The sequence below is a fragment of the Limosilactobacillus reuteri genome (assembly GCF_002254085.1).
Classification (GTDB): domain Bacteria; phylum Bacillota; class Bacilli; order Lactobacillales; family Lactobacillaceae; genus Limosilactobacillus; species Limosilactobacillus reuteri_K.
On record NZ_NGPY01000092.1, the window covers coordinates 1 to 24,495 of the forward strand.

Below are 24,495 nucleotides of genomic sequence, written 5' to 3' on the forward strand. Positions count from 1 at the left end.
AATTGGAGCAGTACAAGGAATAATTCCGATTAACACGGCCACAAGTAGACCAATGGGACAACTTTTTAAGGCACTAACCCACTAAAACTGTATATTTAAAGGCTACCTATGAAAACTTGACAGATACGTTTAATAATAAACTCTAGTATTAAGAATGTAAAAAGCTTATTATAAATGGTGAGTTATTCAAAAAATGAATTATAATTTTCGCAGCCATGAAAATAATGACTTTTCATTTACTAAAGAAGATCTTTACAAAATCCCCTTAATTCTTCCCCACCGTAGTATTGTTCGCGATGAAGTTAGTGATATTTTAAAATTAGATCAAACGCGTTTAAATATCCGTACGACAACCAGTTTACCTGGAAATACTGTTTCCCTTTTAAGAAATAGTAATTACTATGGTCTGACAATTAAGGGCGTCTATAATAATTTTCATGATCCTAACCTTGTTTTTGTTCCCCCTGGTACCTAACAAATCGACAGGAGATGTCCTTGCCTAGCGTAAAAATACTATCTTATCTCCAGCAATCGAAAAATTTCTTCAGTTTGTTAACGAACAAATTTAAGAATCCTAAAGTATTTAATGTTATAACTGATTTAGAAAGGAGAATTTAATTAAAATGAATCAAAATCTGCAACCAAAGATAAAATTAAACAACGGTCACCTCATCCCCCAACTTGGCTTAGGGGTCTGGAAAGCCTCACTTGCGGAAACACAGCAAATGGTTAAAGAGGCTATTATGAATGATTATGTTTTGATCGATACGGCAAAGCAATATGGTAACGAAACTGCTGTCGGCCAAGGTATACAGGACGGTCTTGCAGCAACTGGTCGTAAGCGTGACAGTATTTTCCTTACTACTAAAATTTTCAATGGTGATCAAGGAGATTATGATAAACTTCGGCAAGCGGTAGAAGCACAACTTAAGAGGCTTCAAACTGATTATGTCGACCTTCTCCTTCTTCATTGGCCAGTCAATGATAAATACAATGAAAGTTGGCGCGCGTTAGAAGATATTTATGCTGATGGTCAAGCAAAATCAATTGGTGTTTGCAATTTTAACGTTGAACGAATGACTGATTTGCTCGATCATGCCAAAATTAAACCCGCAATTAATCAAATTGAATTCAATCCCCTAATTCACCAACCTAAGATTGTAAAGTTTTGTCGAGAAAATGATATTCAGCTTGAAGCCTGGTCGCCACTAGGTAATGGTCGCCTTCTTTCCAATGATGTTATTAAGCAAATCGCAGACGAGCACCAAAAGAGTCCGGCCCAAGTAATTCTGCGCTGGGAAATTCAGCAAGACTTTGTTGTTCTTACCAAGACTACTCATCCTCAACGTATGCAAGAAAATGCCGAAATTTTTGACTTTACCCTATCACCAGATGAAATGAAGCAAATCGACAAGTTAGATCAAGAAAAGCATTCTATCTGGTATGATAAGTTCAAATGGTCAGGAAATCCGGACGGTGTAGATGACTATATTGGTAAGCCGGGCGCATTTTGATCCAACCAATTTCATATCTTTTACCATAAAAGGCACCTCTAAACGAGTGATGCCTTTTTTATTAGCTAAAATTTTCTAGAAATGTTCATATTATTATACTACAATTAAAATCATTAAAAAAAGAGAGGATTCTTTAATGAAAGCTGTTGTATCTGTTCTAGGTAAAGACCAAGTTGGAATTATCTCTAAGGTAAGTGCCCTTCTTGCCCAAAAACAAATTAATATTCTAGATGTTTCCCAAACAATTATGGATGGCAATTTCGTAATGATGATGTCTGTGATGATTCCTGAAAATCTTGATAGTTATCAATTAACTAATGAATTTACAGAACTCGGTAAAGAGGTTGGCGTTGAAATTAACCTTAGGAATGCCAAAATTTACGATGCCATGCATAATCTTTAATATGTACAGGAGGAATATCCCTTAATGAATTCACAACAAATTTATGAAACTAGTCACATGATTTCTAATGAAAACCTCGACGTGCGGACAATCACGATGGGAATTTCTTTACTTGATTGTATCGATAGTGATAGTACGGTTGCATGTCAAAAGATCTATGACAAAATTACGACAAAAGCAAAGAACCTTGTTAAAGTCGGCCAACAAATTGAAGCCGAATATGGAATTCCGATTGCTAACAAGCGAGTAACTGTTACTCCTATTTCCCTCATTGCCGCTGCTTCGCAAGATCACGACTATGTTAAATATGCTAAAACCTTAGACAGGGCTGCCAAAACATAATGGATGTCGGTGCTGAAACGATCAAGAAAACTGCCTTTAAGGTGACACGAATGGGTCAATTAGTAGGAACTGTTGCAGCTGAAAGACTGGGCGTTCAATTTGGGATCGTGGACTTTTCCCTCGCACCAACTGCTGCCGCTGGTGATTCCGTTGCCGAAGTTCTAGAAGAAATCAGCGTTGCTCAGGTTGGAACTCATGGAACTACCGCTGCTCTAACCATGTTAAACGATGCTGTGAAAAAAGGCGGTATTATGGCCTGCAGTCATGTTGGTGGTTTATCATGCGCATTCATCCCCGTCTCTGAAGATGCTGGCATGATTAAGGCAGTTAACGCTGGAACGCTAAATATCTCTAAATTAGAAGCAATGACCGCAGTTTGTTCCGTTGGTCTTGATATGATTGCAATTCCAGGTGACACGCCAAAAGAAACCATTAGCGCAATGATTGCTGATGAAGCGGCGATTGGAATGATTAATAATAAAACCACTGCTGTCCGCGTGATTCCCGCACCCGGCAAAAAAGTTGGTGATACGGTTGAATTCGGTGGTCTATTAGGATATGCCCCGGTAATGGCAGTCAATAAAGCCACAAGTACCGCGATGATTAACCATGGTGGACTTATTCCCGCTCCAATTCATAGTTTCAAAAATTAATTTTAAAAGAATAGCGAGAGATTAGGAATCCCTAGTCTCCCGCTATTTTAGTGTTTAATTACCTGTTAATAAGGCGTAAACATATGAATTTTCTTCTGGACGGTAAATCCCATGAAGTTCACCAACTTTAGTAAAGCCATTTTTGTCGATCAAATGTTGCATGATCTTGTTGTCTTCATGAGTATCGATCCGAATAGTCTTAATATCCTTCCGATTATTCTTAATGTAATCAATTACACTAGTGAATAATGCTGAGGCATATCCTTTTCCAGCATGATTGGAGTGAATTGCCACACGGTGAATAACAACATAACGATCAGTGTCAATTAACCAATCACCGTCAAGTTCATCATATGAGTGATCTGGTGCTTCAACAATTGATAATGCGCCAATAGTTTCATCATCTTGTGATTGTACAAGGTATGCAAATCCTTTTTCAATATCTTCTTTGATATGTTCTTCGTTCGGGTAATCTCCTTGCCATTGATCGATCCCTTGTTCGGCTAATTGGTTTCGACCATCTCGCAGAATTTCCATAATTTGATTTAAATCATCCATTTTGGCTTGTTTGATTTGCATCGTATTACCTTCCCTTCTCATTATATTAATTAGATGTGTTATTCGTTAAACAACCCTAATACTGTAACATACTTTACGTTTTAAATACAACTGTTAACTATTAAAAGTTACCCCTTCAATATGCTATGATAGCACTAAAAAGAAAAAGAAGGTTTTTACATGACCAAATTTATTAAATTTACTTTAACAATATTTACTGCACTTTTTCTAACAATTATTTATGGACTAGCAGCAAAGCCAATTCACGCAGACCTTTCCAATAAATATATTCATTCTACTACCCCCACTCTCTTTTTCCATGGCTACGGAAGCGGTGCCCATGCAGAAGAATATATGGTAAACGGATTTGTGAAAGCAGGCGTGTCAAAAACAGTTATCACCGCAGACGTTGCTGGCGATGGAACCGTTACTCTTAAAGGAGATATTCCTCATAACGCTGTCAATCCGCTCGTGATGGTCAATTTTAATGATAACCATAGCACAAATTATGAATTACAAGGTCAATGGGTTAAGAACGTTCTTGAAGAACTGCAAGCTAAATATCACTTTAAAAAGGTAAATATTGAAGCACACTCCATGGGAAATATGGCAGTTATGTATTTTCTCCTTGCTAATGCCGGAAACCATAACCTTCCACAAATTCAAAAACAAGTTGCGATGGCTGGAACTTTTGATGGTGCAATCGGCTGGAATGAGCCTGCCAATCTAACAGTGAATAAAAAGACGGGAAAACCTTCCGCAATGAATGATTCCTATCAAAAGCTACTCCCGTTACGTCACCGTTACCCACGTCAAATTAAATTATTGAATATTTATGGTGACTTAAAAGATGACAACGATAGCCAAGTTTCAAACGCTTCATGTCTTTCTCTTAAATACCTTATTAATAACCGCGCACGTTCATACCGCGAAGTTAAGATTACCGGACCAAACGCTAAACACGAATTACTTCATCACAACCCCCAAGTCAATAAAATCTTAATTAACTTCTTCTGGGGGAAGTAATAGTGCTCCACTGATAAGTTTATTAGTCATTTGAAAGTAGTTTTTGTATAAAGCAGTGAAGCGTCCACTATTTTTAGTTGGTAGCCATGGCTTGTCTCGCCCGCAATAATGGAGAATCACGGTATTACGCATTACCCAATCGTTTGTCCATTCGCCAAAGGAAATCGTTTCGTAAATACCGCTCTTACGAGTATCAAAATTATATAACTGATCAGGAACAGACTTAATATAGCGTCCATATAAGGCATTCAAGACGTCTTGATCAGGGAGTAAAAGTGTATGGGTACGGATATAGTTAAAAATGTCCGTATCTTTTACTTTTTTACGGATAGTATCAAGATTCATCAAGAGAACGCCAGAATTATAATACCCGTCAGCATCAAAGTTTTGCAGACGAATCTTATTAATAACCTCTGTTGTATTCGTCAGGTTTGTATGGATGGCAGAAGCATATAGGTATCCATCTAATGAAGTCTCATACAAACTTGAAAAATCATTAATACACAAAACATCAGCATCCAAGTATAAAATTTTATGCAAATCTTGAGGTAAAAGACGGTGTGCTAGTAAACGATAATAAATTGTTGTCGGGTAGCGGTCTGTAACTGGTGCTTTGCTAAATAATTGATCATTAACTTTGATCGGAAAATAGTTCATTCCTAATTGCTTACAAACTCTTTCCAAGTCATCAGTTCGTTTCAATTTGTCCTTTTGTAAGACATATACATTAAATTCTTGTGCTTGCGTATTTAGTTTAATTGATAATAAAAACGGTTGCTAATTGCGTAACAAACTTGTCGTTAATTGAAAATAATAAGTTCATTTCATTCCACTCCTCACATCTTATTTTACAAAACGTTGACGTGGATTGCGATTCAGTATTTAATAATTAAAGAACCAATCAAGAATAGAGGTTTTATAATGAAACAAGCAGAACAATTAACTGCCATTAAAGAGTACACCATTCAAAAATTAGGTCAGGACAAGACTGGTCATGGGATGGATCATATTAACCGCGTAGTAAAAATGAGTAAACGGTTAGCTATGGGCGAAAAAGTTGACCCATTTTTGCCGATTGTAGCGGCCTACCTTCACGATACAATTGATGAGAAATTAGTTGACAACGTTGAGGCAGCTAAACAAGAATTAGTTGATTACTTAAAGCAAAATGACTTTAGTGATGACCAAGTCAAAATAATTATGGATGTCATTAATAATATTTCTTTTGCTCATACATTAGATAAAAAGGAAGTCAAGCTCTCCATCATTGGACAAATAGTACGTGATGCCGACTGGTTAGATGCAATCGGCGCAATTGGCATTACCCGAGCAATCTATTATGGAGGTGGTCATCATGAAAAAATATACGATCCAGCTATTAAACCTCGTCATAATATGTCCCGGGAAGAATATCGTAATTTAGCAAATGAAACTATCATTAATCACTTTGATGAAAAGCTCTTACACCTCAAGGACATGATGAACACTGAAACTGCCAAGAAAATTGCAAATCACCGTCAACAAGTAATGCTCGATTTTCTTGACGAGTTTCATGCCGAATGGGACGCAAAGATGTAAATTGTTTATGGAAATAGTAAATGCCATGGAAGAAACACGAATGTTTTTTCCATGGCATTTTGCTTACTTATCATCTTTTTTATTTTTAGCACTTCTTAAGTCGACAATAATCGAACCGCCCTGCTTATCGCCTGCAGAGTTACCTGAATCATTATGATGGTTATTATCAATATGCAACGCTTTTCGCGCTACCCACCGACAAATCAATGAGATTGGCGCTACTAGGAAGCCATACAATAATCCTGTCAGTAATGCGTTAGGAATAATTAGTTGAACAAATGTTAATCCACCTGTTGGCGTCCCCGTTAGGACTAATCCAATTAAACCATAAAAGATTGAGATAAAGAATAATTGAACTAAGCCGGTAAAAATAGCAAGCCATAATAATTGTGAATGATTGAGATCAATAGATAATGGAACCTGTTTGCGTAAAATCAAGCCAACCACAATCAAAATAACAATAAAATCGACTAATATTACCCAGTCGGCAGTTCCTAAAACAATCATGATTATGGCACTAACCAGCGTCACGATAAATGCAATATTAATTCCTAATGCAACTGCTATCCCCACTGCAATCACGCCAGCTAAAGGCATAAACGCCTCACCGGTCGGTAAAATGGTTTGAAAGCCAGTAAATGATATTAATATCATCAAAATACCCGCCGCAATTGCCAAAAGGGTTTTAATTAAAGTTTGTTTTTTCATGCTAACGGCTTCTTTGCTGTGTCTTGCATCCATGCTAAGGCCAAGGCCCCTTGTCCTAAGTGGGAGCCAATTACCGGACCAAAGTAACTCAACTCAAACGAAATATCAGGATGATCTGCTTGAAGTTTATCAAGCCACTTTTGACCTTCCTCTGGAACATTGGCATGAATAACCATTGCTTTAACTGGATAGTCAAGTTTGGCAATATCTTCATCAAAGATTTGTTCACAGCGAAGTTTAGCCTTTTTCATTGACCGCACCTTTTCAAACGCTTCAATGGCATGCGTTGGAGTATGCATAGTCAAGAGGGGTTTGATTTTTAAAATTGAGCCTACAAATGCAGAGGCGTTTGATAAACGACCACCACGAACAAGGTTTTGCAAGTCATCAACCACAAATACATTATTAAAGGTATCACGATATTCTTTTACCTTTTTAACAATGTCATCTAAATCATCGCCTTCACTAGCTAATTTAGCTGCTTCTAAGGCTAAATATCCCATCATTTTAACTGTTAAGTGGGAATCAATTGGCACGATCTTGATTGTATCTTTCATCTGTTCAGCAAGTTGCTCAACAGTATCCAAATATCCTGTAATAGCCCGTGTTAAATGAATGCTAATTACAGCATCATACCCATCATCAGCTAATCCTTGGTAGACTTCCATCAATTGACCGATTGGCGTTTGGGAAGTTGTTGGAAAAGAGCTTGAATTTGCCATCTTTTCATAAAAATCACTGGTGGAAATATCAACACCTTCACGGTATGTTTGACCATCCAATGTCACTGGGATTGGGACAACATGAATATTATTAGCCGCCGCCTCTTCAGGAGAAAGGTAGGCAGTGCTGTCAGTAACAACAGCAATTTTCATCTTATCAACTCCATGTTCTAAATTTGTATAATTAAAAATAATTGCGTTTTTACGCGGATTTCACCCACATAATACAAAAAGCATACCACATTGACGGCCCTAAACCAACCAAAAATATGTCCACTAAAGTAACATTACTTTTCATTAATGATGTAAAACTGTATAATTAATAGTGCTATTTTCGTTTGTAATTATAATATTTAGGAGGCTACACTAATGTCTTTTGACGGCTTGTTTACTCATGCAATTGTCCATGAGCTAGATCAAAAATTAACTACTGGTCGGGTAGCCAAAGTTAGTCAACCTTACCCTGCAGAATTAATTATTACGATCCGTGCTCACCGGCACAATTATCCATTACTCATTTCTGCTAATCCAACATACCCACGAATCCAAATTACTGAGATTCCATACAAAAATCCAGCAGTTCCAACTAATTTTACAATGACGATGCGGAAATACCTTGAAGGCGCAATCGTCAATAAAATTGAACAAATTGATAATGATCGGATTATCAAAATTACTTTTGACACTCGTGATGAATTAGGTGATAGTCAACAACTAGTCCTCGTGAGTGAGATTATGGCCCGGCATAGTAATATTTCACTCGTTAATCTCAAGACGGGTAAAATCATTGACACCATTAAGCATGTTGGCTCAGATCAAAATCGGGTTCGCCTGTTATTACCTGGTGCTACCTTTGTCATGCCACCAAAGCAAGATAAAGTTAACCCTTACTTGCCAAACCAGGTCTACTCTGATCTTGTAAGACAAACCGATGACACAGTAGAATTAAGTCATCAGTTACAGCAGCATTATCAAGGATTTGGCAAAGACTCCGCACGGGAATTAGCTGCAGAATTACTGCAAAGTGATAGTTTACCAGCTGCCTATCAGCACTTTCTTAAGCACTTTGAAAATCCAGAGCCAGTATTAATCACCCACTCTAATGGAAAGTCTCAATTTGCGGTGTTCCCTCCATTAAATATTGATGGTGAGTTGCAACATTTCGACTCCCTCTCTGCCCTTCTCGATGCCTTTTATGCTAATAAAGCAGAGCAAGATCGTTCCAAAGAATTAGCTGGGCAAGTGTTAAAGGTATTGAAGAATGAGCTAAAAAAAGATCGGCGAAAAGTAAAAAAACTGCAACAACAATTACAAGATGCAGCAACTGCAGATCAGTACCGAATTTGTGGTGAGATCCTTACTACCTATCTTAGTAAATTAACTCCAGGAATGAAAGAAATCGAACTTCCTAACTTTTATGATGATAATAAGCCACTGAAAATCAAGCTTACTCCAGAATTATCACCATCGCGTAACGCCCAAAAGTACTTCACTAAGTATAATAAGCTTAAAACCTCTGTCGAATATGTAAAGGAACAGCTAAAACTGACAAATGATGAAATCAAATACTTTGAAAACATTGAAAATCAGATTAAATTAGCTGCTCCTGCTGATATTCAAGAGATTAAACTAGAATTACAAGAGCAAGGTTATATTAAAAAGAAGAAAAGTGGGAAAAAGCAACGAAAAGTTAAGGTAAGTGCCCCAGAAGAGTTTCATACTAGTGATGGCACTACAGTTTTAGTAGGTAAAAATAACCTACAAAATGACCGTCTTAGCTTTAAGATAGCTAATAAAAATGAAATTTGGTTACATGTTAAGGATATCCCAGGTTCCCACGTGGTAATCCGCTCAACAAACCCATCTGAAGATACGATTCTAGAAGCTGCACAGTTAGCAGCATACTTCTCTAAAGGTCGCGATTCCGATAACGTACCCGTTGACTATCTTCCTGTCAAGCGACTTCATAAGCCAAACGGAGCTAAACCTGGCTTTGTTATTTTTACAGGTCAGAAAACACTTTATGTAACACCACATAAACTTTCTAACTAAAAAACTTCAGCCCAAGACACCGGGCTGAAGTTTTTTATATCTCTAAGTTATTCTCCTAAAAATTGCATCTGCGCACCAATGACTCGGTTACGGGCAGGAATTCCTCCCTTAACTCGCAACGCCTTAAATGGGAAGGTTGCACGATAATTAACAATCCCTGATACCGGTTTAGGCTCCAGCATTTTATCGAATTTACCAGTGAATAATTGAGTAAAAATCCCTGGTAAGCTAATATGAAGAGCTTTTGATAAAAAGGCAACTTCTGGCAATGACAATGGTTGAACTTTAATTAAACTGAATTCCCCATCATCCTCTTCAAAAATTGCTTGGTATAACCCTGGCTGTTCCATCTTTAATACAGCAACACTAGCTTGGTCATTGAGATTTTGGTAAGTTGATGAAGGAAGATCAGCCGGGTAGCGTAAAGCGGTGGATTGATAGTTTAACGCAATTGGTGAAAAAAGATCAGTCATTGTTCCTAATGGATAAGCATAATTGCCATCATAGACATAATTGAAGGAGTAACGTTGCCTATCGCTACTAGCAGCAGTAGTTGGCAATTCATCTGGAATTATAACAATTTTTACATCCAGATCATAATTCTGCAACGATTTTAGTAACTTATCATAACTAGTGGGAATAAATAAATACTGGGGTTGCTCTATCCGTAATATTTGCAAGATATTTTCAATTGTTGCCGGTTCAACATAACGCTTTTCAGCTAACTCTGGATCAAAAGTGACGGAACTAGGGTTTGAATTTACCACAACATTATTAAAGCCTTCATTATGAAGTTCTTTTAACATCATAGCAACAAAGTAATCACCAGAATTACTTAATCCTAATCGTAAGCCCCCTGTCCCAATCACCAGGGCGCTTGGTTGAGAAGTTCGGCTAATTTCATTTTCTTCTTCGTAAGCAGAGTAAAAACTATTAGTATGCTGATCAAACTCCCCAGCTGATGGTTCGATTTCTTTATACTTTGTCAATAATTGGTGGTCTATGCTCATCTGATAAACTTGTTCAGGGGTAGTATTCCACAGTCTTGCAATAAGCTGGTTACTCAAGCCGTAACTCTTAGCTTTTTGCAAAACCGGCTCTTTATTTGGATGATCAGCAATTTCACGAATCAACAACCGCATTTTATTAATCTGTTCAAAATAAAATGGATCAATCTTTGTCATCTCTGCTAATTCATTAACTGAGTACCCTCTCTGCATTGCTTCAATTAATACAAAAAGTCGGCCTGCTTCGGGGTGGACAATTTTGGCGATTAATTGATCATCAGTCAATTGCTTTTGGGCGGCAAGATGAAAGTCAGCTGGCTCGTGATAACGGGATTCAATAGCTTTGAAAAGTGCTTCAATAGTACTTCGGCCGATACCAAAAACCGTCCCCACCGACCGCTTTTCTGTTCCAAGTAAACGACTAGCTTTTGGTAAATCGTTGAATCCCCAGATTGGAACCCGTGCAGCAATATGATCCATTGTTGGTTCGATAAGAGCCGCATGATGAACATAATTTTCACTAAGATCAATGTCCCGCAGATGCTTTCCTGCATATAATTGTGCTGTTACTTGGGCAATTGGGTAACCAGTCGACTGCGATACAAACGCTGTAATTCGATCAAAGTATGGACTGCTCTTAATGACATAAAAACGATCACTGTTTGTATCAAGAGCAAACTGAATATGGTTCGTGCCGACAATTCTTAATTTGCGGGTAATAGCAAAAGCCGTATCCCGAATATCCTGAATCTGTCGATCGCGAAGTGTCTGGACAGGATTGAAGGCAATTGAATCACCAGCATGGATACCGATTGGGTCCATATCTTCAATCGTTGACAACATCATCATTGTTCCAGAACTATCACGTTGAACGACGACTTCAATTTCCTTATAGCCGGCAAGACTTTGCTGAACTACTACTTGTTCTGCCCGCGACTGGCTCAAGCAAACCTTTACTGCATCTGCCAATTCGCTTCGATCATGCACAATTTTACGCGTACTGCTACTCTTAGGTAATACTGACCTGATAATAACTGGATACCCTAGTTTAGTTGCCTCATCCAAAGCATCCTGATAATTATTAACCGTTACGATTTTCTTAACTGGTGCTTCCATTTGTCGAAGTGTTCGTTCAAGCAAAACAGCACTATTAATTTGACGAATAGTTGCTTCAGGGACTCCTAGCAATTGAATATTTTCTTTACGAATAATTCCTTTTTCTAGCAATTCTTGGGTAAGCTCAAAAGCTCGACGATTACCTAAAGTAGGCAAGATTGCATCTGGATGAAACTTATTAATAATATCTACTAGGCTCTCGACTTTTAATGGGACAATACAACCGTGATCAACGTTTTCTAAGCTTACCGAAAATGGGTTATCGTCTGCCAAGATAGTCTTTATCTTCATTTGTTTAAAAACGCGTGAGACCTGGTAAATAGCAGAGTCGAGCTCATCACCGTGTTGAACATCGTTGGCTCCCGCTCCAATAATTAATACAGATTTCAACTTTTCCATCAATGACGATCCCCCCTCCTATTCATTGTATCAACGAATTCATCAAATAAGCCATCAGTCTCATCAGGCCCTGGTGCACCATCGGGGAAGAATTGAACTGAAAATGCTGGATAACGACGATGACGAAGCCCTTGAACACTATTATCAAGCATGTCAACATATGTAATAAAAAGCTGGGAGCGGTCAACCGAATTGCGATTAATCAGATAACCTTCCGCCTGGGTCGCATAGACAATGTGGTCAGTAATGATTTCATGAATTGGATGATTCATGCCATGATGTTCAACTGGAATTTGCTGGACATTTGCTCCATTGGCGATGCCAAATAATTCATGGCCCAATCCAATAGCAAACATTGGTACTTTAGTTTGGACAGTACGAATCATTTCCAGGACTGACTTACGAACGTTATTGGGATTCCCTGGACCGCTTGAAAGTACAACCCCATCAGGATCTAACCGTAATATTTCTTCAGCCGTTGCAGTATATGGTAAGACAGTAATATTGCATTTTCGTCGACTCAATTCCCGCAATATTCCATTCTTTAATCCAAAGTCAATCACAACAACGCTTAGTCCAATTCCGGGATTAGGATATGGTTTAGGAGTAGAGACTTGAGCAACTTGCTGGTTCGTTAAAACAGTCGCATGAAGCTGGTCAAAAGCGTGGTCATCTGGAACTGGAACAATGCTTCCTTTTAATGGTTTGCCAGCTTTTCTTAATTTATGAACTACTGCCCGTGTATCAATATTAGTAATTCCCGGAATGTTCATTTGTTGAAGGTATTTATCAAGAGTCAATTGGCGACCATTATCATTAATCCCAGCATCGGCAAGTGAACGAACAATAATTCCTTTAATCGTCGGTACAATTGATTCATAGATATTACGTTGAATTCCATAACTTCCAATATTTGGCTGGGTAAAAACGACAATTTGGTTATTGTAAACCTGATTAGTGATGATTTCTTGGTAACCAGTCATACTGGTATTAAAAACAACCTCACCAAAAGTAACAGCTGGTGAACCAAAACCTTCGCCAGCGAAAATTGAGCCATCTTCAAATATTAGGTATCGTGCTGTCACTGTCCCACTCTCCTAAAACTTTGTTAATAATTGATCAATATTATTATGAACGTTCTCCAAATTAAACACAATAATTTTATTGGTCTGTCTTGCGTAAATGTTCAAGCATTTTTACAAAATAAGCTGGTAATGGAGCCGTAAAAACCATTTCTTTACCAGTTCGGGGGTGTTTAAAGCCCAACAAACGAGCATGTAAATATTGGCCATTGCCAGCAAGTGTTTTTCGTGGCCCATACAACGGATCTCCTGCCAGTGGATGACCAATATATTTCATATGAACGCGAATCTGATGAGTTCGTCCCGTTTCTAATTGGCAGGCAACTAATGTGTAATTCTTAAACCGTTCTAAAACCTTAAAATGGGTTACCGCATGACGTCCATCAACTACAACTGCCTGCTTCTTACGGTCTTTTAGTGAGCGACCCAATGGAGCATCAATTGTTCCTTTATCTTCTTTTATAACTCCATGCACAAGCGCAACATATTCTCGTTTATTAGTTTTTGCCTTTAATTGAGCTGTCAAAGAACGGTGCGCCATATCATTTTTGGCTACCATCAATAATCCTGAGGTATCCTTATCAATCCGATGAACGATCCCTGGCCGAAATTCTCCATTAATAGTTGATAGTGGTGAATGATATAAAAGAGCATTCACAAGCGTATGGTCTGGATGGCCTGGTGCAGGATGAACGACCATCCCCTGCGGTTTATTAACGACAATAACATCATCATCTTCATATACAATATCAAGAGGAATATCCTCAGGTGCTAAATCAATTTTTTGTGGTTCTTCTGGAATGATTTGGACGTGATCACCTACAAGCAACTTATATTTAGGCTTTACCTGTTTGCCATTAACAAGGACGTGACCATCTTCTATCCAATGTTGAATTTGTGATCGGGAAAATTGATCAAAGTGATGACCAAGCTGCTTATCAATCCTTCCCACCATCTCACCATTAATTGTTAATTCTAATTCTTCAGACATTTGTTAGTCTTTCTCCTTTAAGATGCAAATTATTAGCCAGATTACGCCAATTGTTAAGCACATATCCGCAATATTAAAAATTGGAAAATTAATAAATGTTGTTTCAAACATATCCACAACATACCCTTGTCTCAACCGATCGATAAAGTTGCCGATTGTTCCTGCCATAATCAATGCTAATCCGATTATCATTGATGTATTTTTACGGTACTGCCAGATAAAGTAACCAATTACAATAATCGCAATAATGGTTATAATGGTAAAAAAAGTTTGTTGCCCTTCAAAAAGGCTCCAAGCAGCCCCTGAATTTCGTAAATAAGTTAACTCAATAATACCAGGAATTAGCTGTTTACTACCACCAAGAACAATTGATGAGGCAACCCACGATTTTAATAATTGGTCACAAATTGTTAAAATTAAAATAATACCAATAGCGATCCCAAGTAACAATTATTGAACCCCCTGTTGTTTCAATGCTAATTTCAAACGTGCAATTGCTTTAGTGGTAAAGGTAAAACTCATCACTTCTCCATTCACGGTAATTGTCACCGTATGCTTGGTAAACTCTGGCTGACGAATATCAGAGATTGGGATAACGAGATACTGCTTTTGTAACAAGCGATTAAATACCATTTTAGTTGGAGTGATTACTACAGTTCGTCGCCGCCATTCTAATAAGGCAAGGATTACAAAAACTACAAAAAAGAGCGCGCTGAGCCACTGAAAATGGGTAATTTCAAGCCAAATTACAAGACCGGCAATAAAGAAGAGAAAGGTCCAGCACCAGCTAATAATTGTCCCCGTAAGGTCTGGTTGGTAAAAATAACGAGTTTCTTCTTCCATAATTATAAATGTCATCCTTTCAGAAAAGAGGTAGTTTTTATGATCAAAATTTTTACAGATGCTGCAACAAAAGGGAATCTTGGTCCTACTGGTTTAGGAATAATAATAATTACCAATCATAAGCAAATTCAGCTTGCAATTCCAGTAGATAAGGAAAAGATGGACAATCACCATGGTGAATTTGCTGCAGTTCACTATGGATTTAAATACTTAATTGATCACTTTAGCAATAATGAAACAATCCTATTTTATACTGATAGTCGTATCTTAAGTGACGCAATCGGCAAAAATTATACAAAACATTACCAAAAAGAATTAGCAGCACTAAATCCTCTCCTCCAACACTTTCCAACAGTTGTCACCCAGTGGATTCCAGAAAGCCAAAATCGTGGAGCACATAATTTAGCAAATCAGGCCCTCCACAAAATAGAGTGATTTTAGAAAACAGCATATCGTTTTAATTATATCATCCACGTGTTCTATCAGCCACTAAACAGAGAAAAAGCCTTAGCGGTCGTTACAATGTAACTTCTACTAAGGCTTTTATTATTGGGAGAAATTCCCCCTTTTACCCCCCTTTTGACGTTTTTAAAAGCAGAATTTTCGTTGAACCCCTTGCTATTTAAGGGCTTTGATCTTGGAACGATCTTTTTTGCCCCAATATTGGTAGAGATCTGTTCGTAAGGCACCGTTATAAAGTTTACGACGCTTGGTGGCGGGGGCGCCATAATACTTTTCAAATTCCATATCAGCCGTCAAAATATATTTACTCCATGTGGTTAATGGACGATATAACTCACCCATCTGCCGGTAAAGTTCATGAACTGATTCCTTATCACTTAGCCGTTCACCATATGGCGGATTAGCAACGATAACTCCATTAACTTCGCTTGTTTGCCAGTCTTTTACGGCCAATTGTTTAAACGTAATATCATGAGTTAATCCTGCCGCACGAGAATTTTCTTGAGCAATATCAATCATATTCTGGTCAATATCATATCCGTGGATACCTAATTCGATATCATAATTTGCTAAGGAATCGGCTTCATCCCGAACTTCATCAGATAAACCATCTGGAACTAAGTTAACCCATTGTTCACTAATAAATGAACGGTTGATTCCAGGCGCAATATTATGACCATATAATGCTGCTTCGATTGGAATCGTTCCCGAACCACATACAGGATCGACAAATGGATTATCAGGGAACCAGTGAGCAAGCATTACCAAGGCGGCTGCCATATTTTCCTTCAACGGTGCTCCACCTTTATTTTTCCGATATCCACGTTTAAAAAGCCCCTCTCCACTAGTATCTAATGTAAGAAGAACATGGTCTTTATTAATTGCTACTTCTAATGGGTAAGTAGCACCAGTTTCAGCTAAGCGAGTCCGACGATGATATGCATTACTGAGACGTTGAACAATCGCTTTTTTAGTGATTGCTTGAACACTTGGCACATTATGTAACTGTGAGTTATGACTTTTTCCTTCAACTGGGAAATTCGCGTCAATTGGCAACAAATCTTCCCATGCAATATTTTCAGTACGATCAAACAATTCTTCAAAAGATCGAGCATCGAATTCACCCACAACAATTTTTACTCGGTCTGCTGTCCGTAACCAGAGATTAGTTCGAATAACATCCTTCATTGTTCCTTGAAAACGCACCCGACCATTCTCTACTTTAACTTCATAGCCAAGATCTCTTAGTTCTTTTCCTACTAATGCTTCAATCCCTGCAGCAGCAGTAGCAATTAACTGATATGTTTGCACATTAAACTCTCCTTTAGACATATTCCTATTAATATTTTACCTTATGTTGCTTCAAAATGAAAAGAAGCCGCAAGAAGAAACAAAAGAGACTGCAAAACTAAAAATGTTGCAATCTCTTTTGTTTACAAATGGTAGTCTATTTTAACCTAACTACATTAATGAATTCTTATTTGCTTTATCAGTTAATATTTTGTAAATGCGTTCAATATCCTGAGTGGTGCCACGAGATTCAAATGCTGCTAATAAAGGCAAATCGTATTTTTTGGCGTATGTCTTGGCAGTTATTACATACATCTTCCCTAAGGTCAGATTTCCGCTGCCAATTATTCCCGCACAACGTTTAACATTATCATAGCTTTCCAAATAATCGTGCATTGGTGTTGTTAAGATTTCTGTTAACGTCGGCGTGAATCTACTTCCACCGATCATATATGTTGGTAGTAAAACAAAAAATTTACTATCGCTTTTGGTTGGGAGTGTCTCCTCTGAAATCTCCAATAACTCAATTAACGGATTCTCATTATTTAAATGATGCTGTTGCGTTGCGTATTCTTGAAGTCGATGGGTGAATGACCGTACATTCCCAGAAAACGACATATATACAACTTTTATTCTCTTATTATCCATAATTCCCTAACTTCATTATCTGATATTTTATTAATCGAAAGATAAGCTAATTTGCAAATAACTCATTTTTAACCCCTTTAACATTAGGGGCGCACTTGGAATAAAATGAAACAATTATTTATATCTTATTGCTATTTTAAGAACTTTGAAGCTACATTTACCCCAAGCACCCGAAATCCAATTTATCACCGTTTAACTTTTTTGCTTCAAAAAGTAATTGTTAACGCATTATGTAAAAGAAAACAATAACAGTATACTCTGATTTTTAAAATAAAAAACCCGAGCGAACTCGGGTGCCTGTATGCAAGTATCTGTAGGCCATGTTTTGTCGTAATATAATTATCAGGCATAATTATATCGAGGTAATCATCTATCTCAGAGTACCAAAATACTCTCCCCTGGAATCACTTCAATTTGTTATCCAAAGCTCCCCTACCGTAGTTTGGGTTTACCGCTTGAGGGGTTTACCGCGTTCCACCAATATCGTTTCCAATATTGTATCGTCACTGTGGCACTTTTCAGGAATACTAAGACATAGTTAAAACCTTAGTCCGTTTTTCCGCCGTCACCATAAAATGGTGCCCCGCCTTATTTTTTCAGCGAGCACAAACACTACAGGCATCGCAGCCTGTGCGAGCATGGACCTTCCTAACACAACATAAGCTGTGCTCAATTACCCAAAACTTGCAAAATTATTAATAAACTATTCGACACGCACTAAAGCAAATGTGAGTCATTATTATCGTTACCATCTAATTGTGAACCAAATACACGACGTTCCAAATTAGATAAACGCTTTAAAATATCCATATTTGTAGCGCTCGATACAGGTTGACGAGAAGCAGTTTGATTACTCATAGATGACCCAACTTCTACTTGACGGTTTAATTCGTCAACCTTCGCTCTCAAACGTTCATTTTCATCGTTTAAACGTTCAAGTTCTTTATTATAGGTGTCGTAGTCTTTAATAACATCATCTAAGAAAGCATCAACATCCGCTTCGTCATAGCCTTTGCCAATATTTCTCTCCTTAAATTGCTTGTGCAAAATATCTTGTGGAGTAAATTTTATGTTATCCAACTTAAACACCTCAATTGTTTAGTTTGCGTAGTCCAATAACTATAATACCAAATCAAAGAAAAAATGCAAGGTTAAAATTTATCTTTTTTCCTTTGACGCTCAGCCCATTCTTCTGCCTCTTCTTGAAGTTCATCAAAATCAACAAAAGTCATTGAATATTCACGTTCTTCTTTATATTTTTGAATTGTTTCATAATCATACTTGGTTTTTCCTTGATACTCTGGGTCGTAAAGAAGAAAAGCTTCATCAGTATGTGTAAGCATAAACTGCTGATAATTTCTCAATTGTTGCGGGGATTGATAAGGTTTATCTGAAACATTAGCAAAAAAATCAACTTGCTGAGTAATACTCGTCAGCTTTAACTGGTTATTTCCATTCCATTGCTTACCAAATTCTGCAAAGGGAAACATTAAAGCCGTTTTTAATTGCGGAAAATCAGCTTGGAGTTCTAAGGCAGCTTCGAGTCCCCATCTTTCCGTTCCCATTTGTGGGCCAGTTATTACCCAGAATTCATCATCATTCAATTCCAATTGAGCTCTTAAATATTTTTTTAGAACCTCTTTTATTACTTGAACTTTGGGATCATTATCCTTAAATATATTTAGTTCGTAACTTCGATAGCCAGTAATCCACACTCTCTTCATAAAATCCTCCCTAAATAAGCAGGTATAAAGCCTCTTAACTTAAACTTGTAATCATCTTGTATCAATCATTATGCAACTAGTCTGGTATAATAAATCTCTAGTTAGGAGAGTGATCGCCGTGACCATTCACTATCCCAATGGTCAGCAACCTGTACAACACTATAATACACATAATGAATTACCGACACCACATCAATCTATTTATGCTAAACGTGGGATGTCGTTAGAGGATGAGATCAATCATAGTAATCAGTACTATTTGGCTCGCCACATTGCTGTTATTCATAAAAAGCCTACCCCTATTCAGCTTGTAAAAGTTGATTACCCCAAGCGGAGTGCGGCTGTTATTAAAGAAGCATATTTTCGGCGTCCATCAACTACTGATTACAATGGGGTGTACCGTGGATACTACATTGATTTTGATGCTAAAGAAACACGTAATAAAAATTCTTTTCCATTAAAGAACTTTCATCCCCACCAAATTCAGCATATGCGTGAATGTGTAGCACAGGGGGGAATTTGTTTTGCTTTCATTAAATTTACGGATCTTGACCTGCTATACCTGCTTCCCGCTTCCAGCCTATTTAAATATTGGGATCAACAGCAAAGTGGCGGCCGTAAATCAATCTTACGAACTGATATCGCTAAAGAAGGCTATCAAATTCATTATCAACTCAATCCGCGTTTACCATATTTAAACGCTGTTGATAAAATAATTGCTGCAAAAGCGTAAAGGAGTTTACTATGTCAAATGATAATCAGTCAACGCGTAGTGAGCGTCATAATAACAATGACAATCAACAGCGCAATGTTGGCGGCTTAATAAAGAAAATCTTGCTATGGGTAGCAGGAATCGTCGTTCTATTAATGGTGGCATCTGCAGCTTTATTTTTCTACTATGCCTCAAGCGCTCCTAAGATTAGTAGAAGCGACTTAACAAGTCAGAGTATTACGACTATTTACGATGATCAAAATCGAGTAATTTCTCGTTTAGGCGCACAGAAACGAGAATATGCCAAGGATAATCAAATTCCAAAGCAGCTAAAAAATGCTGTTGTTTCAATTGAAGATCGACGCTTCTACAAGCACCATGGTGTTGATACCATTCGAATTCTGGGAGCAGCCACTTCTAATGTTTTTGGTCGTTCAGCCGGAATGCAGGGGGGAAGTACACTGACTCAACAGTTAGTTAAATTATCCGTCTTCTCAACAGCGGCCTCTGATCGAACATTAAAACGAAAAGCACAAGAAGCTTGGCTTGCTATTAATGTTGAGCAGCATTTTAGCAAGAGTCAGATTCTTGATTTCTACATTAACAAGGTTTACATGGGCAATGGAATTTATGGAATGCAAACAGCAGCTCAATACTACTACGGTAAAGATTTAAACGATCTTGACCTTTCCCAATTAGCCCTTCTCGCCGGAATGCCACAATCGCCTACTTACTATAATCCACTTGTAAGCAACACGAAATATGCAACACAACGGCGAAATGAAGTATTGAATGCGATGGTTCGCAGCAATTACATTACCCAATCCCAAGCTAACCAAGCAGCAAGTGAAAGTGTTACTGCTGGTTTAGACCCTGATCATGGTAATATTTCAGGAAGCGGAACTGCTGTAGATTCTAAAGTTGTTGACCCTTATGTAAAGCAGGTTCTTGCTGATTTACAAGCACAAGGATATAACCCATACAGTGACGGGCTAAAGGTGCACACCAATCTTGACCTTGATGCTCAACAACACCTTTATGATGCTGCAAATAAAAATGTTCAGTTCCAAAACGATAAAATGCAAGCCGGGGTAGCTGTTACCGATCCCCACAACGGACAAATCATTGCCATGCTCGGTGGCCGTCACACAGGAAATGTTGTGTATGGACTTAACCGAGCTGTGCAAAGTAATCGTAGTTCTGGGTCAACCGCAAAGCCATTAATGGATTACGGTCCGGCTATCGAATACTTGCAATGGCCAACTTTCAAATCAATTGCTGATACGCGGTTTGTCTTTCCTGGTACCAACACTGTTCTTCATGACTTTGACAAAAAGTACAAGGGTAATATGACAATGCGTGAAGCCTTAGTTCAATCACGGAATGTTCCTGCTATTCGCGCATTACAAGCAGTTGGAATTAAACGTGCTACTTCTTTCCTTGATGGATTAGGAATTTCACAAAAGCAACCATATACTTTACAAAACGGAATTGCTTTGTATATCTCCCCACTCCAGGTTTCTGCTGCATATGCGGCCTTTGCTAATGGTGGTACTTACTACAAACCTTACTACATTAGCTCGATTACTACTCAAGATGGTTCAGTAAAGCAATTCAATCCTAAAGGTAAACGCGCAATGAATAAAGCTACTGCCTACATGATCACTGATATGCTTAAGGGAGTCTTCACAGATTCACAAGGAAGCGCAACTGACGCTCGACTTGACGGTGTTAACCAAGCCGGTAAGACGGGGACGACAAACTATCCTGGAAATTCTGGTCAGTCTGGCGTAATGGATTCCTGGATGGCCGGGTATACTAAGAATTACTCAATTGCAGTTTGGACTGGTTACGACCACCCACTTGAACCTGGTGGCAGTATTTCAGAACAATATGTAAAGTCAGCACAATTACTTTACAAGGACTTAATGCAATACCTTGACAGCCAAAATCACGCATCTGATTGGACGATGCCAGATACTGTTGAGGCTGTTCGAGTTAAAGGTAAACGTCAGCTTGTAATTCGCGATTCAAAATGGGCATTCGATTATACTGAAGATACATCAGCTGATCGTGATAGCAGTTCTACTTCTAGCTCAAGCGAATCATCATCGTCTTCATCTTCTTCCAGCCCTGCTTCAAGTAGTAGCAGCGAAAATCGCACAGAAGAACGAAATAATACTTCAACTGAATCTTCGTCAAGTAGTGCTCCGGCTAGCTCAAGCTCATCTGCATCTGCACCCGCACAAAGCTCAAGTTCTAGCCCTGCCCCTGCTACGCAACCTAGCACAGCTAACCCATGATAAAATCTTTTAAAAAATTGAAGATAATAAAAAGGATTGTGGAATTTTTCTCCGCAATCCTTTTTATTATCAACTTTTTAAGAATGAATTGTATGTTTTTGCCGACCATTTTGTAGAATATAGACGGCAATAATTACTAAAATAATCCCTAAAATTTCTGCCCAATTCAAGTTCAATTTAAAGAAGATCACACTTAAAATCGAAGTTGTAATTGGTTGAACGGCATCCATGATACTAACTACATCAGATGGGGCATATCTAGTTGCATGAAGCAAAATTCCAAATGGTAAAATCGTTCCGAACAACACCACTGTCGCAACAGATGCTACTAATGTGGTAGTAATATGTGGCGGATTAACCCAGAATGGCCGGTAGAGGTTAAATAGAACTCCGGCAATCATCGTCCCCCAGCCGAGGACAACAATTGGCGGATTCTCATCAGCAGCACGTTGTGGAAGGACAACATAGAATGCAGCTGTAATCCCAGAGCCCAAGCCCCAGAGAAGGGATACAAATGGTAAAGCTAATTGTGTAAAGTTACCACGTGTAATACATAATGCCACCCCAATCAAAGCAACAACAAATGCAATAATATCACTCCTGAACGGACGACGATGCATAAAAACAATTCCACCTAATACAATAAAAAGCGGGGAAAGATATTGAAGAATTGTTGCTGCTGAGGCATTTCCTGTTTGAATAGCATAATAGAACGTAAGTAGGTTTGCCATCAACCCTAAAATAGCATAACTAATAACTGAAATAGTTGTTGCTCGTGTCTTAAATACGTTAAAAATCTTTTTCCCATATAAAAATACACTAATTACTAATAAAATTACTCCTGCTGAAAAAGTCCGCATCGAAAGCATCCACGTAGCAGGAATTGCTAAATTTTGTGAGATGAGTTGCAAAACGGTTCCGGATATTCCCCACATAGCAGAGGCAACCGCTGCCCATATAATTCCCTTCATTACTTGAGAAGAAGATTTTTCCATGTCAACCACCCTTTATTTAATTTTATTCGCCTAATTTATAAATCGGTATTTTAGGCTTTTTCAATGTCTTCTTTTCTGGTTTTTGTCCAGCCTCTTTTCGCTGTTCAAACCTCTTTTCATGCTCATTGATATCTCTTTCGGTTCGTAAGCCTTGACGATCCCAGCTTTGTAGAATCCGGTCCATGTACTGGAGATTTAGCGCACTATTCATTACTGCCTGCCGTAAAGCAAGTTTAATCATTATTGCTGAATAATTATCTTTATCTAACCAGTCATTAACGATTTGTAATTCCATTGATGAGAGAGGTCGGCCAAATTCGGCTTCTAGCTGATTAAATGTCTCAACCCGACTATTAGTATTTTCAACCTTAATTGTTTCCTCTTGGTCATTCTCATTGAGCAATGCTAATTTGTTGATGAGGAGCGAAAAATCATATATCGCATCTTCTTTGCCATCTTCCATTTTTCGCATCTTCTGCTCAACAAGATGGTTTGTCATCATCTGGTGAAGTTGTTCAAACACCTGTCGCTCTTTTGTTCCTAAGTTCTTTGCAATTGTCCGAACATCCGGATTCATTATTCCTCGATCCTGGTAAGATTTGAACTGAAGATATAAGACAAATTGAGAGGTTGTCATCCCTAATTCTTTATAATGATGGAGCAATAAATTACTTATATTTGTTTCACCTGCTTGCAAGTAATGCTGTAAAAGGCTTGCATCTGTCATTTAATCAGCTCCTCTCTTAGCAAAATATTTTTGCAAAAGTAAAGAGACTGAGTAATCCCAGCCTCTATTAGTTTCAGCTTTTATTAAAGATTATTAATATTTTGAACATATTGTCCAGTCTTAAAATTAATCAGATCGTAGCAGAGATTTCCCTTTTGATTACGATATGTTACTTCCCAGACAGTCTTATCATTAAATACCCCAGGAGCAACTTTTAAAATTTCTCGCGGATTGCGATTTGCTTTTGTCATTGCTCGTGCTCTCGCAGCAGTAATCCCACTCGACTGTTTTAGAACCCTAATCTTGCCACCATGTTGGGGAACCATAACCAGGATCGGTTGTTTTTGCTGATTCTTGCCACTAATCGTATAGTAAGTATTCTCCCGATTATAAATATAAAATTGGTCAGGAGACTGGAGATGAGCATATTTTTCGGCAAGTGAAATTGTCTGCCGCCGTGCTGAATTTCGTGGCTGATTGCTAACTGCAAAAACACTCCACACTATTAATAAGATTAGTAAAATCGCAATCAAAAGGTTACGAATTGTCCGCATTGAGGAACCTCGACTCTGTTCACGCTGAACTTCACGCCGACTTTGCATATCTTTTCCCTCTTATCTCTTTAGTTTTTAAATTCTTA

24 protein-coding genes, 1 other RNA gene and 2 pseudogenes are annotated in these 24,495 nt (G+C 38.1%); 10 read left to right on the plus strand and 17 right to left on the minus strand.

What is annotated here, in order from left to right; genetic code table 11:
• Positions 1-193 precede the first annotated feature (193 nt).
• The 4 genes and pseudogenes from CBG10_RS10565 (at position 194) to CBG10_RS10580 (ending at position 2,912) form a co-directional block, all read left to right on the plus strand.
• The gene (locus tag CBG10_RS10565) at positions 194-475 is read left to right on the plus strand and encodes a LysR family transcriptional regulator (protein ID WP_225361556.1); all 282 of its coding nucleotides are present in this window, start codon (positions 194-196) and stop codon (positions 473-475) included.
• 148 nt (positions 476-623) lie between these two features.
• A complete protein-coding gene (locus CBG10_RS10570; protein WP_094512543.1) occupies positions 624-1,514 on the plus strand; it encodes an aldo/keto reductase in 891 nt (296 codons plus the stop codon).
• A gap of 136 nt (positions 1,515-1,650) precedes the next feature.
• Positions 1,651-1,917 (plus strand): ACT domain-containing protein, encoded by a 267-nt coding sequence (locus CBG10_RS10575; protein ID WP_094512545.1) that lies wholly within the window; start codon positions 1,651-1,653, stop codon positions 1,915-1,917.
• Between the two features lie 24 nt (positions 1,918-1,941).
• Positions 1,942-2,912: pseudogene (locus CBG10_RS10580) on the plus strand (DUF711 family protein).
• A gap of 54 nt (positions 2,913-2,966) precedes the next feature.
• On the opposite strand, the gene CBG10_RS10585 reads toward CBG10_RS10580, so the two are convergent.
• Positions 2,967-3,491, minus strand: coding sequence for a GNAT family N-acetyltransferase (locus tag CBG10_RS10585; RefSeq protein ID WP_094512546.1), 525 nt, complete (start codon positions 3,489-3,491; stop codon positions 2,967-2,969).
• Between the two features lie 159 nt (positions 3,492-3,650).
• Between CBG10_RS10585 and CBG10_RS10590 the strand changes: the two genes are divergently transcribed.
• A complete protein-coding gene (locus tag CBG10_RS10590; RefSeq protein ID WP_094512547.1) occupies positions 3,651-4,496 on the plus strand; it encodes an alpha/beta hydrolase in 846 nt (281 codons plus the stop codon).
• Here CBG10_RS10590 and CBG10_RS10595 read toward each other — a convergent pair.
• Positions 4,470-5,319 (minus strand): annotated as a pseudogene (locus CBG10_RS10595) (glycosyltransferase family 8 protein). The gene CBG10_RS10590 and the pseudogene CBG10_RS10595 sit on opposite strands and share 27 nt — an antisense overlap.
• Positions 5,320-5,417: 98 nt before the next feature.
• Here CBG10_RS10595 and CBG10_RS10600 point away from each other — a divergent pair.
• The gene (locus CBG10_RS10600) at positions 5,418-6,074 is read left to right on the plus strand and encodes an HD domain-containing protein (protein ID WP_094512549.1); all 657 of its coding nucleotides are present in this window, start codon (positions 5,418-5,420) and stop codon (positions 6,072-6,074) included.
• Positions 6,075-6,137: 63 nt separating this feature from the next.
• Here the strand turns inward: CBG10_RS10600 and CBG10_RS10605 are convergent, their stop codons facing one another.
• Positions 6,138-6,782 (minus strand): hypothetical protein, encoded by a 645-nt coding sequence (locus CBG10_RS10605; protein WP_003666208.1) that lies wholly within the window; start codon positions 6,780-6,782, stop codon positions 6,138-6,140.
• The gene (locus CBG10_RS10610; protein ID WP_016496850.1) at positions 6,779-7,657 is read right to left on the minus strand and encodes a DegV family protein; all 879 of its coding nucleotides are present in this window, start codon (positions 7,655-7,657) and stop codon (positions 6,779-6,781) included. The genes CBG10_RS10605 and CBG10_RS10610 overlap by 4 nt, the downstream gene beginning before the upstream one ends.
• A gap of 216 nt (positions 7,658-7,873) precedes the next feature.
• Here CBG10_RS10610 and CBG10_RS10615 point away from each other — a divergent pair, with 216 nt between their 5' ends.
• Positions 7,874-9,556 (plus strand): NFACT RNA binding domain-containing protein, encoded by a 1,683-nt coding sequence (locus tag CBG10_RS10615; protein ID WP_094512550.1) that lies wholly within the window; start codon positions 7,874-7,876, stop codon positions 9,554-9,556.
• 47 nt (positions 9,557-9,603) lie between these two features.
• Here CBG10_RS10615 and CBG10_RS10620 read toward each other — a convergent pair whose 3' ends face one another.
• From CBG10_RS10620 to CBG10_RS10640, 5 genes are all read right to left on the minus strand, one after another.
• A complete protein-coding gene (locus CBG10_RS10620) occupies positions 9,604-12,078 on the minus strand; it encodes an ATP-binding protein (protein ID WP_225361557.1) in 2,475 nt (824 codons plus the stop codon).
• On the minus strand, positions 12,078-13,163 hold the full coding sequence (locus tag CBG10_RS10625) for a carbamoyl phosphate synthase small subunit (protein WP_094509553.1): 1,086 nt from the start codon (positions 13,161-13,163) through the stop codon (positions 12,078-12,080). Before CBG10_RS10625 ends, CBG10_RS10620 begins: the two co-directional genes overlap by 1 nt.
• Before the next feature lie 76 nt (positions 13,164-13,239).
• Positions 13,240-14,151: an RluA family pseudouridine synthase gene (locus CBG10_RS10630; RefSeq protein ID WP_094512553.1), complete on the minus strand. Its 912-nt coding sequence runs from the start codon at positions 14,149-14,151 to the stop codon at positions 13,240-13,242.
• A gap of 3 nt (positions 14,152-14,154) precedes the next feature.
• On the minus strand, positions 14,155-14,601 hold the full coding sequence (gene lspA, locus CBG10_RS10635; protein ID WP_094512554.1) for a signal peptidase II: 447 nt from the start codon (positions 14,599-14,601) through the stop codon (positions 14,155-14,157).
• On the minus strand, positions 14,602-15,009 hold the full coding sequence (locus tag CBG10_RS10640; RefSeq protein WP_094512555.1) for an EbsA family protein: 408 nt from the start codon (positions 15,007-15,009) through the stop codon (positions 14,602-14,604).
• Between the two features lie 24 nt (positions 15,010-15,033).
• Here CBG10_RS10640 and CBG10_RS10645 point away from each other — a divergent pair, with 24 nt between their 5' ends.
• Positions 15,034-15,429, plus strand: coding sequence for a ribonuclease HI family protein (locus CBG10_RS10645; protein WP_094512556.1), 396 nt, complete (start codon positions 15,034-15,036; stop codon positions 15,427-15,429).
• A gap of 183 nt (positions 15,430-15,612) precedes the next feature.
• On the opposite strand, the gene CBG10_RS10650 is transcribed toward CBG10_RS10645, so the two are convergent.
• The 5 genes from CBG10_RS10650 to CBG10_RS10670 all read right to left on the minus strand — a co-directional run bounded on the left by CBG10_RS10650 (position 15,613) and on the right by CBG10_RS10670 (position 19,118).
• On the minus strand, positions 15,613-16,767 hold the full coding sequence (locus tag CBG10_RS10650; protein ID WP_094512557.1) for a THUMP domain-containing class I SAM-dependent RNA methyltransferase: 1,155 nt from the start codon (positions 16,765-16,767) through the stop codon (positions 15,613-15,615).
• A gap of 150 nt (positions 16,768-16,917) precedes the next feature.
• Positions 16,918-17,394, minus strand: a complete 477-nt coding sequence (locus CBG10_RS10655; protein WP_094512559.1) for a class Ib ribonucleoside-diphosphate reductase assembly flavoprotein NrdI — start codon at positions 17,392-17,394, stop codon at positions 16,918-16,920.
• 309 nt (positions 17,395-17,703) lie between these two features.
• Positions 17,704-18,079, minus strand: an RNA gene (gene rnpB, locus CBG10_RS10660) — RNase P RNA component class B.
• 32 nt (positions 18,080-18,111) lie between these two features.
• Positions 18,112-18,474, minus strand: coding sequence for a cell division regulator GpsB (gene gpsB / locus CBG10_RS10665; RefSeq protein ID WP_003666193.1), 363 nt, complete (start codon positions 18,472-18,474; stop codon positions 18,112-18,114).
• Positions 18,475-18,545: 71 nt separating this feature from the next.
• Positions 18,546-19,118, minus strand: a complete 573-nt coding sequence (locus tag CBG10_RS10670; protein ID WP_094512560.1) for a DUF1273 domain-containing protein — start codon at positions 19,116-19,118, stop codon at positions 18,546-18,548.
• A 118-nt stretch (positions 19,119-19,236) separates the two neighbouring features.
• On the opposite strand from CBG10_RS10670, the gene recU reads away from it, so the two are divergent.
• Complete coding sequence (recU, locus tag CBG10_RS10675; RefSeq protein ID WP_179225398.1) at positions 19,237-19,851, plus strand: Holliday junction resolvase RecU; 615 nt, start codon at positions 19,237-19,239, stop codon at positions 19,849-19,851.
• An 11-nt stretch (positions 19,852-19,862) separates the two neighbouring features.
• A complete protein-coding gene (locus CBG10_RS10680; RefSeq protein ID WP_019252541.1) occupies positions 19,863-22,133 on the plus strand; it encodes a PBP1A family penicillin-binding protein in 2,271 nt (756 codons plus the stop codon).
• A gap of 77 nt (positions 22,134-22,210) precedes the next feature.
• Here the strand turns inward: CBG10_RS10680 and CBG10_RS10685 are convergent, their stop codons facing one another.
• The 3 genes from CBG10_RS10685 to CBG10_RS10695 all read right to left on the minus strand — a co-directional run bounded on the left by CBG10_RS10685 (position 22,211) and on the right by CBG10_RS10695 (position 24,457).
• Positions 22,211-23,128, minus strand: a complete 918-nt coding sequence (locus tag CBG10_RS10685) for a DMT family transporter (RefSeq protein ID WP_094509545.1) — start codon at positions 23,126-23,128, stop codon at positions 22,211-22,213.
• Between the two features lie 22 nt (positions 23,129-23,150).
• Complete coding sequence (locus CBG10_RS10690) at positions 23,151-23,855, minus strand: DnaD domain-containing protein (RefSeq protein WP_094500801.1); 705 nt, start codon at positions 23,853-23,855, stop codon at positions 23,151-23,153.
• Between the two features lie 83 nt (positions 23,856-23,938).
• Positions 23,939-24,457 carry a cell wall elongation regulator TseB-like domain-containing protein gene (locus CBG10_RS10695; RefSeq protein WP_003666187.1) on the minus strand — a complete coding sequence of 173 codons (519 nt, stop codon included), beginning with the start codon at positions 24,455-24,457 and terminating at the stop codon, positions 23,939-23,941.
• Between the last annotated feature and the right edge of the window lie 38 nt (positions 24,458-24,495).

What these genes read in the sequence shown, in the direction of transcription:
- CBG10_RS10600 (WP_094512549.1), top strand. Translation starts at nt 5,418, where the DNA reads ATGAAACAAGCAGAACAATTAACTGCCATTAAAGAGTACACCATTCAA.
- CBG10_RS10685 (WP_094509545.1), bottom strand. Translation starts at nt 23,128, where the DNA reads ATGGAAAAATCTTCTTCTCAAGTAATGAAGGGAATTATATGGGCAGCG.
- CBG10_RS10575 (WP_094512545.1), top strand. Translation starts at nt 1,651, where the DNA reads ATGAAAGCTGTTGTATCTGTTCTAGGTAAAGACCAAGTTGGAATTATC.
- CBG10_RS10620 (WP_225361557.1), bottom strand. Translation starts at nt 12,078, where the DNA reads ATGGAAAAGTTGAAATCTGTATTAATTATTGGAGCGGGAGCCAACGAT.
- CBG10_RS10680 (WP_019252541.1), top strand. Translation starts at nt 19,863, where the DNA reads ATGTCAAATGATAATCAGTCAACGCGTAGTGAGCGTCATAATAACAAT.
- CBG10_RS10695 (WP_003666187.1), bottom strand. Translation starts at nt 24,457, where the DNA reads ATGCAAAGTCGGCGTGAAGTTCAGCGTGAACAGAGTCGAGGTTCCTCA.
- CBG10_RS10670 (WP_094512560.1), bottom strand. Translation starts at nt 19,118, where the DNA reads ATGAAGAGAGTGTGGATTACTGGCTATCGAAGTTACGAACTAAATATA.
- CBG10_RS10630 (WP_094512553.1), bottom strand. Translation starts at nt 14,151, where the DNA reads ATGTCTGAAGAATTAGAATTAACAATTAATGGTGAGATGGTGGGAAGG.
- CBG10_RS10570 (WP_094512543.1), top strand. Translation starts at nt 624, where the DNA reads ATGAATCAAAATCTGCAACCAAAGATAAAATTAAACAACGGTCACCTC.
- CBG10_RS10605 (WP_003666208.1), bottom strand. Translation starts at nt 6,782, where the DNA reads ATGAAAAAACAAACTTTAATTAAAACCCTTTTGGCAATTGCGGCGGGT.
- CBG10_RS10585 (WP_094512546.1), bottom strand. Translation starts at nt 3,491, where the DNA reads ATGCAAATCAAACAAGCCAAAATGGATGATTTAAATCAAATTATGGAA.
- CBG10_RS10610 (WP_016496850.1), bottom strand. Translation starts at nt 7,657, where the DNA reads ATGAAAATTGCTGTTGTTACTGACAGCACTGCCTACCTTTCTCCTGAA.
- CBG10_RS10565 (WP_225361556.1), top strand. Translation starts at nt 194, where the DNA reads ATGAATTATAATTTTCGCAGCCATGAAAATAATGACTTTTCATTTACT.
- CBG10_RS10640 (WP_094512555.1), bottom strand. Translation starts at nt 15,009, where the DNA reads ATGACATTTATAATTATGGAAGAAGAAACTCGTTATTTTTACCAACCA.
- CBG10_RS10645 (WP_094512556.1), top strand. Translation starts at nt 15,034, where the DNA reads ATGATCAAAATTTTTACAGATGCTGCAACAAAAGGGAATCTTGGTCCT.
- CBG10_RS10590 (WP_094512547.1), top strand. Translation starts at nt 3,651, where the DNA reads ATGACCAAATTTATTAAATTTACTTTAACAATATTTACTGCACTTTTT.
- CBG10_RS10615 (WP_094512550.1), top strand. Translation starts at nt 7,874, where the DNA reads ATGTCTTTTGACGGCTTGTTTACTCATGCAATTGTCCATGAGCTAGAT.
- CBG10_RS10655 (WP_094512559.1), bottom strand. Translation starts at nt 17,394, where the DNA reads ATGGATAATAAGAGAATAAAAGTTGTATATATGTCGTTTTCTGGGAAT.
- CBG10_RS10690 (WP_094500801.1), bottom strand. Translation starts at nt 23,855, where the DNA reads ATGACAGATGCAAGCCTTTTACAGCATTACTTGCAAGCAGGTGAAACA.